The organism is Chenggangzhangella methanolivorans, assembly GCF_019797865.1.
Taxonomy (GTDB): Bacteria; Pseudomonadota; Alphaproteobacteria; order Rhizobiales; family Methylopilaceae; genus Methylopila; species Methylopila methanolivorans.
On sequence record NZ_CP081869.1, the window covers coordinates 4,387,694 to 4,402,110 of the forward strand.

Consider the following 14,417-nt stretch of genomic DNA (forward strand, 5'->3'; position numbering starts at 1 on the left):
GTATGCCGCCGCGCGGGCGCGCCCTATGATCGAGACATGCGCGACGACCTCCGGCCCGGACCCCGCAACGCTCTGACCGACGTCCACGGCGTTCTGGTCGGCCATGCCGGCGACGCCGCGCTCGCCTCCGGATCGACCGCGATCATCTTCGCCGAGCCTGCGGTCGCCTCGGTCGACGTGCGCGGCGGCGGACCCGGCACGCGCGAGACCGACCTCCTGTCGCCGGAACGCACCGTCGAACGCATCGACGCGGTGTGTCTTTCGGGCGGCTCCGCCTTGGCCTCGACGCGGCGGCCGGCGTGGTGGCGGCGCTCGCCGAGCAGGGCAGGGGTTTTGCGGTCGGCCCCGCCAGAGTGCCCATCGTGTCAGGCGCGATCCTGTTCGATCTAACGAATGGGGGCGACAAGGCGTGGGGCCGTTTCTCGCCCTATCGCGACCTCGGCTACACCGCCGCGATCTCCGCAGGGCGCGACGCCGCGCTCGGCTCGGTCGGGGCAGGCCTCGGCGCGCGCACAGGCTCGCTGAAGGGCGGCCTCGGCATGGCGTCCACCGCGCTCGGCTCGACCGGGCTGACGGTCGGGGCGCTCGCGGCCGTCAACGCCCTCGGCTCCGCGACAGTGGGAGACGGGCCGCATTTCTGGGCCGCTCCGTTCGAAATGGAGGGCGAGTTCGGCGGCCTCGGCTCTCCGTCGGAGACGCCGTCGTCCGCCTGGTTCGCCGACGGAAAGCCCCTCGCGGGAGCCAACACGACGATCGCGATCGTCGCGACCGACGCCGCGCTCACCAAGGCGGAGGCCCGCATGCTTGCGGTGATGGCGCAGGATGGGCTCGCGCGCGCCTTGGTGCCCTGCCACACGCCGCTCGACGGAGACACGGTGTTCGCCGTCGCCACCGGGCTCCATCCGCTCGCGGGCGACCGGGTCACCGCGCTCTCGACGCTCGGCCATGTCGCCTCGATGACGCTGGCGCGCGCGGTCGCGCGCGGCGTCTTCGAAGCCACGGCGCTCGAAATTCCGGGCGCCCAGCCCTCGTGGCGCGACCGTTTCGCCACGATTCGGTAACCATCCGGCGGTTCAATCGCTCGGAGGATTCTTGCGCGGGTGAGCAGGCTGGAGATGGGCGTCGATCTTTTCGCGGGGCTCGGCGCGGCGGCGCTTCCGCCGCTCGATCGAGCGCCCCGCATTCTCGTGTTCGACTCCGGGCTCGGCGGGCTGACCGTCTTTTCGGAACTCGCCAAGGCGCTTCCCTCCGCGAGTTTCGTCTACGCCGCCGACGACGCGGCCTTTCCCTATGGCGCGCTCGATGACCAGCGGCTCGTCGATCGTGTCGTGGCGGTGATGGAGCGCCTTGTCGCGCGAGAGGCCCGGACCTCGTGGTCGTCGCCTGCAACACCGCCTCGACGCTCGCATTGCCGAGCCTTCGGGCGAGATTCCAGCTGACTTTCGTCGGCACCGTGCCGGCCGTGAAGCCGGCGGTCGCAGCCTCGACGTCCGGCCTCGTCTCGGTGCTGGCGACGCCCGGAACGGTCAGGCGCGAGCACACCCGCGCCATGGTCGACGCCTTCGCCAAAGGCGCGGAGGTGACGCTGGTGGGCTCGCCCAAGCTCGCCGGTTACGCCGAAGGGGAACTTCGCGGCGAGCCGGCGTCGGACGCGGACATCGCAGCCGAAATCGCGCCCTGCTTCGTCGAGCGCGAGGGCCGTCGCACCGACGCCGTGGCGCTCGCCTGCACGCATTTCCCCCTGCTGACGAAACGATTCGCGGCCGTCGCGCCCTGGCCGGTGGCGTGGATCGATCCGGCGCCCGCGATCGCACGGCGGGTGCTTGCGCTCGTGGGATCTTTGTCGCCGAAGCAGGGAGAGCCGGCGCGGGCGCTGTTCACCTCAGGCGACGCTCGGCCTTCCGGACTCTCTACGGCCCTTCGACTGCGCGGCATAGGTTGCGTTGGAAACGAAGTCTTTCCGCTAAGTTGAATCCGTCAATATTGCTGTCTTTACATCGTCACATTGTGCGAGTCTGATGACCAGATCAGACCGATCGTCTTGTCTCGCGTGTGATCGGATTGCGCGAACGAGAAAAAGGCGGCCTCCATGCTCAGCCCGCGCTACCCGACGATCATCGAAATTGGCGGACTTCTCGCCGATGTCGCCCATGACGGCTACGAAGCGGCGCTCAGCGAAGCTTTCGCCGATCCCGAGGTGATGAATACGCTCGGCGGCGTGCGGCCCCCCGAGGCGGCGCGCAGTTTCATCTCGCGCACGCGGGCGCATTGGCGCGACGCGGGCTACGGGCTGTGGTTCTTGCGCGATCTGCGCGACGGCGGTTTCGCCGGCTGGGCCGGCCTGCGGCGCTGCGAGGCCGACGGCGAACGCACGGTCGAGCTCGCTTACGCATTGACGCCGCGGCTGCGCTGCAAGGGCCACGCGACGCGCGTCGGCGAAGTCGCGCTGCAACTTGGCTTCGACAATCTCGGCCTCGGCGAGATCGTCGGTTTCACGACGCCCCAGAACGACCACTCGATCGCGGTGCTCGACCGTCTCGGCTTCGATTATGACAAGCCGTTCGAGCATGCGGGGCGGCCGCACGCGCTCTACCGGCGCACCCAGGCGATGCACCGGACGAACTGAGAAGCCGCCACGCATCTGATCTGCGCCGGCCGCGCCGACGGCGGCGAGATGACGCCGCGCTTTATTCCGCTGCGATCTTCTGGGCGCGGTTCGGATCGTAGTTCAGAACCGGCGCGAGCCATTTCTCCATGTCGGCGAGCGCGTAGCCCTTGCGGGCGGCGTAGTCCGTCACCTGGTCGCGATCGATTTTTCCGAGGCCGAAATAGCGACTCTCGGGGTGGCTGAAGTAGAGCCCCGAGACCGCCGAGCCCGGCCACATCGCGTAGCTCTCGGTCAGCGTCAGGCCGATCTTCTCCGGCGCGCCGAGGAGATCGAACAGGACGCCCTTCTCGGTGTGGTCGGGCTGCGCGGGGTAGCCAGGGGCGGGGCGGATGCCCTGATAGTCCTCCGAGATCAGCTGTTCGTTGGTGAGCGTTTCGTCGGCTGAGTAGCCCCAGTGTTCGCGCCGCACCTGCGCGTGCAGCCACTCCGCTCCCGCCTCCGCGAGACGGTCGGCGAGCGCCTTGGCGAGGATCCCGCCGTAGTCGTCGTTGGCGCGGGCGAAGCGCTGGCTCATCGCCTCCTCGCCGATGCCGGCGGTGACCGCAAAGCCCCCCACATAGTCGGGCGCGCCGGCGTCTTCCGGCGCGACGAAGTCGGAGAGCGCGAGGTTCGGGCGGTCCTTGCCGCGCGCCATCTGCTGGCGGAGGGTGTGCAGGACCGCGAGTTCCTCGCTCCGCCCCTCGTCCTTGAACAGCACGATGTCGTCGCCGCGCGCCGCCGCCGGCCAGAAGCCGATGACGGCGCGGGCCTCGACCCATTTCTCGTCCGTCATCTGGCGGAGCATCGCCTGCGCGTCCTCGAACAGGTTGCGCGCGGCCTCGCCGTATTTCTCGTCCTTCAGGATCTCCGGGTAGCGGCCCTTCAGCTCCCAGGTCTGGAAGAACGGCGTCCAGTCGATGAACTTGGCTAGCTCGCCGAGCGGGATCTCGGTCAGCACCTTGGTCCCGAGGAAGCTCGGCCGCGGCGCGACTTTCGAGACGTCGATCTGCAGCCGGTTGGCGCGCGCGGCCGCGATCGGCGCGCGGGCCTTGTCCTCCTGCGCCCGGGCGTGCTGCTCGGCGAGGCGGGCGTAGTCGGCCTGGATGTCGGCCACGTAAGCAGGCGCGCCGCCTTCCTTCGAGAGCAGCTGCGACACCACGCCGACCGCACGGCTGGCGTCGAGAACGTAGACCGCCTGCCCACGCTCGTAGGCCGGGTGGATCTTCACCGCGGTATGGATCTTGGACGTCGTCGCGCCGCCGATCAGAAGCGGAACGGCGAAGCCCTCGCGCTCGAGCTCGGACGCCACCGTCACCATCTCGTCGAGCGAGGGCGTGATCAGGCCCGACAGGCCGATGACGTCGACGTCGTGTTCACGGGCCGCGGCGATGATCTTCTGCACCGGCACCATGACGCCGAGGTCGATGACCTCGTAGTTGTTGCACTGGAGAACGACGCCGACGATGTTCTTGCCGATGTCGTGTACGTCGCCCTTGACGGTCGCCATCAGGATCTTGCCGGCGTTTGAGCGCTGGGCGCCGCCGTTGAGGCGCTTCTCCTCCTCCATGAACGGCATGAGGTAGGCGACCGCCTGCTTCATGACGCGGGCCGACTTCACCACTTGCGGCAGGAACATCTTTCCCGAGCCGAACAGATCGCCGACGACGTTCATGCCGTCCATCAGCGGGCCTTCGATGACGTGCAGCGGGCGCTCGGCGGCGGCCCGCGCTTCCTCGGTGTCAGACTCGATGAACTCGGTGATGCCGTGCACCAGCGCATGCTCGAGGCGCTTGGCGACCGGCTGGTCGCGCCATTTGGTGTCGACGACACGGGCTTCCTGCTTGCCGCCCTTGAACTTGTCGGCGGCCGCCAGCAGTCGGTCGGTCGCGTCCGGACGGCGGTTGAGCACAACGTCCTCGGCGAGGTCGCGCAGCTCCGGATCGATGTCGTCATAGACCGGCAGTGCGCCGGCGTTGACGATGCCCATGTCCATGCCGACGGCGATGGCGTGATAGAGGAACACGGAGTGCATCGCGGCGCGCACCGGCTCGTTGCCTCGGAACGCGAACGACAGGTTCGAGACGCCGCCGGAGATGTGGGCGTGCGGCAGGTTCTCGCGGATCCACTTCGTCGCCTCGATGAAGTCGACGCCGTAATTCGAGTGCTCCTCGATGCCGGTCGCGACCGCGAACACGTTCGGGTCGAACACGATGTCTTCCGGCGGGAAGCCGACCTGCTCGATGAGGATCTTGTAAGCGCGCGCGCAAATCTCGGTCTTGCGCGCGAAGGTGTCGGCCTGCCCGGTTTCGTCGAAGGCCATGACGACCACAGCCGCGCCATAGGCCCGGACCTTGCGGGCGTAATGGACGAACTGCTCCTCGCCTTCCTTGAGCGAGATCGAGTTCACGATCGGCTTGCCCTGGACGCATTTGAGGCCCGCCTCGATCACCGACCATTTGGACGAGTCGATCATCACCGGCACCCGCGCGATGTCGGGCTCGGAGGCGATGAGGTTCAGGAACTCGACCATGGCCTTCTCGGAGTCGAGAAGGCCCTCGTCCATGTTGACGTCGAGGATCTGCGCCCCGTTCTCCACCTGCTCGCGCGCCACGTCGAGCGCCGCGGCGTAGTCGCCCGCGGTGATGAGCTTCCTGAACTTTGCGGAGCCCGTGACGTTTGTGCGCTCGCCGACATTGACGAAGCGAGAGGCGGCGGAAGTCATGAAAAATCCTGCGCTTAGGCGGGGAATTTACAGTTAACGAATGGCTTCAGGCGGCGGTCAGCTCGAAGGGCTCGAGGCCCGACAGCCGCATCTTCGGCGCGATCTCGGGGAGCTTTCGCGGAGCCTTGCCCTTCACCGCCTCGGCGATCGCCGCGATGTGGTCCGGCGTCGTGCCGCAGCAGCCGCCGACGATGTTGACGAGACCCGATGAGGCGAACTCGCCCACCAGCTCGCCCATCGCCTCCGGGCTCTCGTCATAGAGGCCGAATTCGTTCGGGAGCCCTGCGTTCGGATAGGCGCAGATCAGGGTGTCGGCCACGCGCGAAAGCTCCGCGATGTGGGCGCGCATTTCCTTGGCGCCGAGCGCGCAGTTGAGCCCGAAGGAGACCGGGCGCGCATGGTTCAGCGCGTTCCAGAACGCCGTCGGCGTCTGGCCGGAGAGCGTGCGGCCCGACAGATCGGTGATGGTGCCCGAAATCATGATCGGCACGCGGATCCCGCGTTCGGCGAACAGCTCCTCGATCGCGAAGATCGCTGCCTTGGCGTTCAGCGTGTCGAAGATGGTCTCGACCAGCAGCATGTCGGAGCCGCCGTCCAGCAACCCGCGAGCGGCCTCGCCATAGGCGGTCGCGAGCTCGTCGAAGGTGACGGCGCGGAAGCCCGGATTGTTGACGTCCGGCGAGATCGAGGCGGTTCGGTTGGTCGGCCCGAGCGTGCCGGCGACGAAGCGCGGACGGCCGTCTTCCTTCGCCGCGATGTCTCCGGCCTCGCGCGCGAGTCGCGCGCCCTCGACGTTGAGCTCGTAGGCGAGCTCCTCCATGCCGTAGTCGGCCTGGGCGATCGTGGTCGAGGAGAACGTGTTGGTCTCGACGATGTCGGCGCCGGCGCGGAAATACTGCAGGTGGATGTCGCGGATCTTGTCGGGCTGGGTGAGGATCAGAAGGTCGTTGTTGCCTTTCAGATCCCGCTTCCAGTCCTTGAAGCGCTCCGCGCGAAAATCCTCCTCGGAGAACTTTTCGCGCTGGATCATCGTGCCCATGGCCCCGTCGAGCACGAGGATGCGCTCCGAGGCGAGCTTGCGGATCGTGGTTTCGACGTCGGTCATGGTTTTGGCTCCGATGGCTGGGCCGGTCACGCCGCCGCGCTGCTTTCCGCTTTCGCGGTGGGCCTGAGGCCCAGCAGATGGCAGACGGCGTAGACGAGGTCGGCCTTGTTCATCGTGTAGAAGTGAAAGTCTTTCACGCCGTGGTCGACGAGGTCGAGCACCTGCTCGGCCGCGACCGCCGCAGCGATCAGTTGGCGGGTCTGGACGTCGTTCTCAAGCCCCTCGAAGCGTTCGGCGAACCAGCCGGGCACGCTCGCGCCCGCCTTCTGCGCGAAGCTGGACGTCTGCTTGAAGTTCGAGACGGCCACGATGCCCGGCACGATCGGAACGTGGATGCCGCGCTTGCGCGCCTCGTCGACGTAGCGGAGGTAATGGCCGTTGTCGAAGAAGAACTGGGTGATGGCCCGGTTCGCGCCGGCGTCCACCTTGGCCTTCAGCGTGTCGAAGTCCGCCTCGCGGCTCGGGCTTTCGGGATGCATCTCGGGATAGGCCGAGACCGAGAGCTCGATCTCCGGCGCGCGCCTGCGGATGCCGGCCACGAGATCGGCGGTCGACTGGTAGCCGTCCGGGTGCGCCTCGAACGTCGTGCCGACGCCGCCCGCGGGGTCGCCGCGCAGCGCCACGATGTGGCGCACGCCCGCCTCGCGATAGCTGTCCACGACCGCGTCGACCTCGGCCTTGGAGGCTGAGACGCAGGTGAGATGCGCGGCCGGCGGGACGTCGGTCTCCTGCACCATGCGCGCGACGGTCGAATGGGTGCGCTCGCGGGTGGAACCGCCCGCGCCGTAGGTCACGGACATGAAGGTGGGGCCGAGCGGCGCGAGGCGCTCGACGGCGCTCCACAGCGACTTCTCCATCTCGGGCGTCTTGGGCGGGAAGAACTCGAAAGAGACGCGGATCGGCCGGCGGGTGGCGCGGGAAAGACGATCGTTCGGCATCAGGCGACCTCGAGGTTCGAGGAGGGCAGGGGATCGGACACGATGCGCGGGTCGCGCGCGGGTCCAGAGCGAGACGGTGAGCTTGTCGGCCGCGCCGTCGGGCGGCGGCAGGTCGCGCCGGGCGAGCGGCTCGAGGCCCGCGGCGCGGAACCACGCCTCCATGGTCTCGGACGCAAAGCCAAGGCGGCGGTGCGCGTGGTCCTCGCGGAGCGCCTCGATGGCGTGGGGCGCGAAATCGACGACGATCAGCCGCCCGCCGGGGCGCAGCGCGCGCGCGGCCTCGCGCACCGCGCGGCCGGCGTCGTCGAGGAAGTGCAGAACTTGGTGGACGATCACGAGGTCGAAGGCGCCGATGGGGGTCGGCGGCGCGAAGATGTCGCCCTGCCGGACCTGCGCGTTGGAGACGCCGGCGCGCGAGAGCGTCGCGCGGGCAAGGGCGAGCATGTCGCGGTTGCTGTCGACGCCGATGGCGCGGCCGACACGCGGGCTGATGAGCTCCAGCATGCGGCCGGTGCCGGTGCCGAGGTCAAGCGCCGTTTCGATGCGGGCGTCGCCCACGGCCTCCAGTATCGCGGCCTCGACTGCGGCTTCAGAGACGTGAAGGCCGCGCAGGCTGTCCCAGCGGGTGGCGTTGGCGCTGAAATAGCCGTCGGCGACGCTCTGGTGGGAGGCGCGCACCTCCGCAAGACGCTCGCGGTCGCGCGAGATCGCCGGATCGTTGGGGTCGAGCCGTCCGAGCGCTACGCGGATGGCGAGGCCCGCTTCCGACTGGCCTGCGAGGCCGAAGAACGCCCAGGCGCCCTCGCGGTGGCGCTCGACGAGCCCCGCCTCGACCAGCAGCTTGAGGTGGCGCGAGATGCGCGGCTGGCTCTGGCCGAGGATCTCAGTGAGGTCGGAGACCGTCAGTTCGCCGGCGGCCAGCAGAGCGAGCACGCGCAGCCGCGTCGGCTCGCCTGCGGCCCTAAGGACCGAGAGCGCCGCCTCGAGGCCGACCGGAGCGATGGGCGCGTTCGAGAAAGACATAAACATGTCTTTATATGATCCCGCCGCGCCGGGCAACGGCGAACTCGCGCGATCAGTAAATCCACTGCTCCGGCAGATGGATCGTAACCGCGTCGCCGGGCAAGACGGGACCCGCGTGCTCGACCGAGGCCACCAGCCCACGCAGGCGCTTGGCGGCCTTGGGAAAACTGATCTCGTCGCTCGGCCGCTCAGTGTGGCGGGCGACTGCCCGGCCCGCGTGCCGGCAAGGCGCGTTCTGGCCCTCGACGACGACGGAGGCGCCGGAAGGGAAGAACATGCGCGTGCCGGCCGGCAGGAAAGACAGGCGCGCGACGCCTTCGACCACGAGATTCGCGCCGATCCAGCCGGCTTCGAGCGGCGGCAGGCCGAGCGCATAGCCGATCTCCCAGAGCTCTTCGGGCGAGACGATCGAGATCTGTCGGCCTGAGCGCATCTTTGCGCCGCGGCGATACCAAGGCTCGCGGGCGCCGCCTCGCGTGTAAAGCCGGCGTGGCGATCGCCCGAAATGCCCTCAAGAGCGAGGTTCAGCTGCTCGACCGGCTCGGTTTCGAAGTCGTCCGTCCTAAGCGTCGAGAGCGTCCCGATGAGCTTCGCCGTCAGGCGCTTCGCCGGGTGGATCACCACATGATCGAGCAGGTCGCGTCATCATGGCTGAAACCTAGCGCCGCGTCGCCGCCACGAACAGCCGCGGGAAGCGCAGCAGCGCCTTGCCGGTGGCGCGCTCCGGATAGAAGGCGCCGAGACGCTCGGTGTAAAGCGCGAGAAAATCCTTTCGCTCGTCCGCGTCGAGCGGATCGAGGAAGGGACGCAGGCCCGTGGCCTTCAGCCACTCGCCGATGGCCTTGGTCCCGTCGAGCGGATGCAGATAGGTCGTGCGCCAGATGTCGACCGAGCTGCAGAACGGCGCGAGCAAGTCGAAATAGGCCTCTCCTGCAAGGATCTGCGTTCGCGAGGCCGCCGCGCCCGCCAGCCGCTCCGCCCAGCGCCCGTCGCGCGCCACCTCGCGCATGACGGCGTGGCTCGGCTCGGCGAGATTGTCGGGCATCTGGACCGCGAGCGCCCCGCCCGGCGCGACGCTGCGCATCAAACGCGGGAACAGCGCCTCGTGGTCCGGCAGCCATTGCAGCACGGCGTTGGCGAAGACGACGTCGGGGGCGCGTTCGGGCGACCACGTGGCGAGATCCGCCTCGACGAACGCGACGTCCGGCAACCGCTTGCGCGCGGCGGCCAGCATGTCGGGAGAGGAGTCGAGGCCCATGACCTCGGCGTTCGGGAAGCGGCGGACCAGAAGCTCGGTCGAGTTTCCCGGCCCGCAGCCGAGATCGACGACGCGGGCAGGCGCCTCGACGGGCACTCGCGCGAGAAGGTCGGCGGACGGCCGGGTGCGCTCGTCCTCGAAGCGCAGATAGGTGGCGGCGGACCAATCTTCCTTGAGGCTCATGCGGTCGCCGCCCCTCGTTGTCTGAAGCGCCAGACTAGGCGCTTCGCCTCATCGCGTGAACTGGCGGTACTTGATCCGCTTCGGCTCGACGGCGTCGGGCCGAGGCGGCGCTTCTTGTCCTCCTCGTAGTCCTGGAAGTTGCCTTCGAACCATTCGACGTGGCTGTCGCCCTCGAAGGCCAGCATGTGGGTGGCGACGCGGTCGAGGAACATGCGGTCATGGCTGATGATCACGGCGCAGCCCGCGTAATCCTCGAGCGCCTCTTCGAGCGCACGCAGCGTCTCGACGTCGAGGTCGTTGGTCGGCTCGTCGAGCAGCAGGACGTTCGCGCCCGACTTCAGCATCTTGGCGAGATGCACGCGGTTGCGCTCGCCGCCCGAGAGGTCACCGACCTTCTTCTGCTGCGCCGCGCCCTTGAAGTTGAACGCGCCGACATAGGCTCGGCTGTTCACCTCGCGCTTGCCGAGATGGATCACCTCGGTGCCGCCGGAGATCTCCTCCCAGACGTTCTTGTTGGCGTCGAGCGCGTCGCGGCTCTGGTCGACGTAACCGAGTTGCACCGTCTCGCCGACCTTGAGGCTGCCGCCGTCCGGCTTGTCCTGGCCGGTGATCATGCGGAACAGCGTGGTCTTGCCGGCGCCGTTCGGGCCGATGACGCCGACGATCCCGCCGGGCGGCAGCTTGAAGGTGAGGTCCTCGATCAGCAGCTTGTCGCCGAACCCCTTGTTGAGGTTCTCGAAGTCCACGACGTTGGAGCCGAGGCGCTCGGCGATCGGGATGACGATCTGCGCGGTCGTCGGGCCCTGCTCGGAGGCGCGCTTGACGAGCTCGTCGTAGCGCTGGATGCGGGCCTTGTTCTTGGCCTGGCGGGCCTTCGGGCTGTTGCCCATCCACTCCTGCTCGCGCTTGAGCGTCCGCTGCAGGGATTCCTCCACGCGGCCTTCCTGGATCATGCGCTTCTGCTTCTGCACCAGCCAGGAGGAGTAGTTGCCCTCGTAGGGGATGCCGCGGCCGCGGTCGATCTCGAGGATCCAACCCGTGACGTTGTCGAGGAAGTAGCGGTCATGGGTCACGATCAGGATCGCGCCGGGGAAGTTGCGCAGGTGGTTTTCGAGCCAGTTCACCGTCTCGGCGTCGAGATGGTTGGTGGGCTCGTCGAGCAGCAGCAGATCTGGCTCGGAGAGCAGCAGCTGGCAGAGCGCGACGCGGCGCTTCTCGCCGCCCGAGAGCTTGTCGACCGTCCAGTCGTCGGGCGGGCAGCCGAGCGCGTTCATGGCCTGCTCGACCTTGCTGTCCAGGTCCCACAACCCGAGCGACTCGATGCGGTCCTGAAGCTCCGTCATCTCATCGGCGGTCTCGTCGGAGTAGTTCATCGCGAGTTCGTTGTACCGCTCGAGGATCGCGGTCTTCTCCGCCACGCCCTCCATGACGTTCCCGCGGACGTCCTTTTCCGGATTGAGCTGCGGCTCCTGCTCGAGGTAGCCGATCCTGGCGCCCTTGGCGGCCCACGCTTCGCCGGTGAACTCCTTGTCGATGCCCGCCATGATCTTGAGCAGGGTCGACTTGCCCGAGCCGTTGACGCCCAAGATGCCGATCTTGGCGTCCGGGTAGAAGGAGAGGTGAATGTTATCGAGCGTCTTCTTGGGGCCGAAGGCCTTGGAGACGCCGCTCATGTGATAGATGAATTCGCGGTTGGCCATGGGGGCGGGGCTCGCGGGGCTTTGCGCGGATCAGCGCGGAACGGAATGGGTCGCGGGCCTTCTAGCGCGGAGCCCGATCGCGCCACAAGGGGAGGGCGTATCTTCCGGGGCTGCGACCGCAGATGCTCCTCCGCGACTGATCGACGGCGCGTCATCACGTTCGCTCGCCCGAGCTTTCGCGGAAGCCGCGCGCGCTGTAGAGCCTCGTCATGATCTCGAACGTCACCCTTCCGGCGGTCTTCGGCGCGGGCGCGCTCAGCTTCCTGAGCCCCTGCGTGCTGCCGTTGGTGCCGCCTTATCTCTGCTTCCTCGCCGGCACGACGCTGGACAAGCTGACCGCCGAAACCGCGCCGCGCGCCGTCACCGGGCGCACGCTCGCCGCCGCCGCGCTGTTCGTCGCGGGTTTCGCCACCGTGTTCGTGGCGCTCGGCGCGACGGCCTCGGCGGTCGGGCTGCTGCTGAAGAACGCCCCGCTGCTCGCGACGATCGCGGGACTCGCCATCATCGTGATGGGCCTGCACTTCCTCGGCGCCTTCCGAATTCCGCTGCTGATGAGGGAGGCCCGGGTCGACGTCGAAAGCCCGTCGGGCTGTGGGGCGCATATGTGATGGGCCTCGCCTTCGCGTTCGGCTGGACGCCCTGCATCGGCCCGGTGCTCGCCGCAGTGCTTGCGGTCGCGGCGTCCGAGGAGACGGTGGCGAGCGGCGCCGGTCTGCTGGCGGTCTACGCCGCGGGCCTCGGCCTGCCGTTCCTGATTGCGGCCCTCGCCATGAGACCGTTCGTGGCGTTCCTGAAGCGCTTCAAGACCCATCTCGGCACGGTCGAGAAGGTGATGGGCGGCCTGCTCGTGCTGACCGGGATCGCGTTCCTCACCGGCTGGACCGCGACGGCCTCGTTCTGGTTGCTGGAGACGTTTCCGGGGCTCGCGACGCTGGGGTAGCGCCGCGCTTGCCCCGGACTTGATCCGGGGCCCAGAAACGCCCCGGGTCCGTGAGCTCTCAAGATGCTGTGGTTCTTTGTCCCGGATCAAGTCCGGGACAAATAGGCGGCGTTTGCGTCGCTAGACGGCCGACACGATCCGCGGATGTCCGCGACCTGCTCATCGCTCAGCGCACGCTTGGGCAGCACCTGGTATTGGTAATCTGACAGGAAGAACACGAAGGCGTGGCGGTCCTCGCGCAGCATCGCGTAGTCGCGCCAGGCGATGCGGTTGCGCATGCTCGGCTGGACGGCCTCGTAGGCCTCCTCGTCCCAGCTCGCCGTGATCGGCTGGACGAGCAGCTTGTCCTGCTGGAAGCGCTTGCTGATCACCCGCGCGCCAAGCAAGAGCGGAACTGCGACGTCGAGGACAAGCAGCCCGACCGCCGCGAGAGCCGCAAGCTTCGGCAGGCTGTCGCGCAGTTCGGGCCAGGGCGTTCCGCCAAGGTGATAGGCGCCCGCGATCGCCGCCGTGGCGACCAGCCAGATCGCAACGAGAGCGAAGAGCTTCCGCGGCTGGCGCAGCATCGCCAGCATATGGAGGCGCAGCGCGCGGCGAAGGTCGCGCTCGGCGAGCGTGAACGTCGTCGTTCGGTTCATGGTCGGCAGGCTCATCGGCTGCGCAGCAAAAAGCCCGCCGGTCGCCCGGCGGGCTCGTTCAGCTCAGGACGATCGACTCGTCACATCTGCTCGTAGGTGCCGTTCTTGAACTCGTAGAACACGAAGCCCGCCACCGTCGGGTCGCCCTTGTCGTCGAACTTGATCGGGCCGGCGACGGTTTTGAACTCCTGCTTGTTCATCTCGGCGGTCACGGCTTCCGCTTCCGTCGACTTCGCGGCGTTCGCGGCCGCGGCCCAGATCTGGAGAGCGGCGTAGGAATAGAGCGTAAGCCTTCCGGTTCGAACTTCTTGGCCTTCAGCTTCTTCACCACTTCGGCGGCTTCGGAGAGCTTGCGCTGGTCCGGCGGGAAGGTGAACATCGTGCCTTCGCCGCCCTTGCCCGTGATGCCCAGGAACTCGCTCGACTGCAAAGCGTCGCCGCCCATCAGGATCGCGTTCACGCCCTGGTCGCGCATCTGGCGAACGATGAGGCCGGCCTGCTGATAGTAGCCGCCGAAATACACGACTTCCGCGCCGGCCTGCTTCAGCTTCGAGACGAGCGCCGAATAATCCTTTTCGCCCGCGGCGATCGACTCGACGAGCACGGGCTTGCCGCCGCCGGCCTCGTAGACCTTGCGGGTCTCGTCCGCGAGACCCTTGCCGTAGGACGAGCGGTCATCCACGACCGCGACCTTTTTGCCCTTGTACTTCTCGAGGATCGCCTTGCCCGCGATGCCGCCCTGCTGGTCGTCGCGGCCGCAGACGCGATAGGTGGTCGGGCCGGGGCGCTTGTCGGTGTAGGCCGGGTTGGTTGAGGCCGGAGAGATCTGGATCACGCCTTCCTCGGCGTAGACCGCGGACGCCGGGATCGACGAGCCCGAGCAATAGTGGCCGATCACCACCTTGGCGCCGTCGCCGGCGATCTGGTTCGCGACGTTGACCGCCTGCTTCGGGTCGCAGGCGTCGTCGCCGACCTTCACGACCAGCTTCTCGCCGTTGACGCCGCCCGCGGCGTTGATGTCCTCGACCGCCTGCTCGACGCCGTTGCGGATCTGCTGGCCGAAGACCGCGTTCTCGCCCGTCATCGGCCCTGCGACGCCGACCGTGATGTCGGCGAAGGCCGGAGTCGAGAGGACGAGGGCGAGGCTGGCCCCTGCGATCGTTGCGAGATGTCTCTTCATGCCGATTGGTCCTTTAGGGCCGACGTGGGGAAAAGAGAGTGACGTCTTTCGCGCCATGCCCATTGTTGGCGCGTCGAAGCGGA

The 14,417-nt window shown here is 68.1% G+C and carries 7 protein-coding genes and 6 pseudogenes; 4 read left to right on the plus strand and 9 right to left on the minus strand.

Translation table 11 applies throughout. The annotated features are described in order from the left end of the window. Positions 1-36: 36 nt before the first annotated feature. The 3 genes and pseudogenes from K6K41_RS22995 (at position 37) to K6K41_RS23005 (ending at position 2,626) form a co-directional block, all read left to right on the plus strand. Positions 37-1,061 (plus strand): annotated as a pseudogene (locus K6K41_RS22995) (P1 family peptidase). Positions 1,062-1,115: 54 nt separating this feature from the next. Beyond that, a pseudogene (murI, locus tag K6K41_RS23000) lies at positions 1,116-1,972 on the plus strand (glutamate racemase). A gap of 117 nt (positions 1,973-2,089) precedes the next feature. Then, positions 2,090-2,626: a GNAT family N-acetyltransferase gene (locus K6K41_RS23005; RefSeq protein WP_261402434.1), complete on the plus strand. Its 537-nt coding sequence runs from the start codon at positions 2,090-2,092 to the stop codon at positions 2,624-2,626. 61 nt (positions 2,627-2,687) lie between these two features. On the opposite strand, the pseudogene metH reads toward K6K41_RS23005, so the two are convergent. The 6 genes and pseudogenes from metH to ettA all read right to left on the minus strand — a co-directional run bounded on the left by metH (position 2,688) and on the right by ettA (position 11,576). Further along, positions 2,688-6,474 (minus strand): annotated as a pseudogene (gene metH, locus K6K41_RS23010) (methionine synthase). A gap of 26 nt (positions 6,475-6,500) precedes the next feature. Then, on the minus strand, positions 6,501-7,412 hold the full coding sequence (gene metF / locus K6K41_RS23015; protein WP_261405819.1) for a methylenetetrahydrofolate reductase [NAD(P)H]: 912 nt from the start codon (positions 7,410-7,412) through the stop codon (positions 6,501-6,503). A 183-nt stretch (positions 7,413-7,595) separates the two neighbouring features. Beyond that, positions 7,596-8,441 (minus strand): annotated as a pseudogene (locus tag K6K41_RS23020) (ArsR/SmtB family transcription factor); the annotation flags it as partial. Positions 8,442-8,487: 46 nt separating this feature from the next. Continuing rightward, a complete protein-coding gene (locus K6K41_RS23025) occupies positions 8,488-8,868 on the minus strand; it encodes an MOSC domain-containing protein (protein ID WP_261402435.1) in 381 nt (126 codons plus the stop codon). 225 nt (positions 8,869-9,093) lie between these two features. Continuing rightward, a complete protein-coding gene (gene tam / locus K6K41_RS23030) occupies positions 9,094-9,876 on the minus strand; it encodes a trans-aconitate 2-methyltransferase (protein ID WP_261402436.1) in 783 nt (260 codons plus the stop codon). 48 nt (positions 9,877-9,924) lie between these two features. Further along, positions 9,925-11,576: pseudogene (gene ettA / locus K6K41_RS23035) on the minus strand (energy-dependent translational throttle protein EttA). A gap of 209 nt (positions 11,577-11,785) precedes the next feature. Between ettA and K6K41_RS23040 the strand changes: the two are divergent. After that, positions 11,786-12,516 (plus strand): annotated as a pseudogene (locus K6K41_RS23040) (cytochrome c biogenesis CcdA family protein). A gap of 86 nt (positions 12,517-12,602) precedes the next feature. Here K6K41_RS23040 and K6K41_RS23045 read toward each other — a convergent pair. The 3 genes from K6K41_RS23045 to K6K41_RS23050 all read right to left on the minus strand — a co-directional run bounded on the left by K6K41_RS23045 (position 12,603) and on the right by K6K41_RS23050 (position 14,334). Then, entirely contained in the window at positions 12,603-13,169 is a 567-nt protein-coding gene (locus tag K6K41_RS23045; RefSeq protein WP_261402437.1) for a YcxB family protein, read from the minus strand. Positions 13,170-13,234: 65 nt separating this feature from the next. After that, positions 13,235-13,366, minus strand: coding sequence for a hypothetical protein (locus tag K6K41_RS30780; RefSeq protein WP_428978548.1), 132 nt, complete (start codon positions 13,364-13,366; stop codon positions 13,235-13,237). After that, positions 13,363-14,334 (minus strand): branched-chain amino acid ABC transporter substrate-binding protein, encoded by a 972-nt coding sequence (locus K6K41_RS23050; protein ID WP_428978549.1) that lies wholly within the window; start codon positions 14,332-14,334, stop codon positions 13,363-13,365. The genes K6K41_RS30780 and K6K41_RS23050 overlap by 4 nt, the downstream gene beginning before the upstream one ends. Between the last annotated feature and the right edge of the window lie 83 nt (positions 14,335-14,417).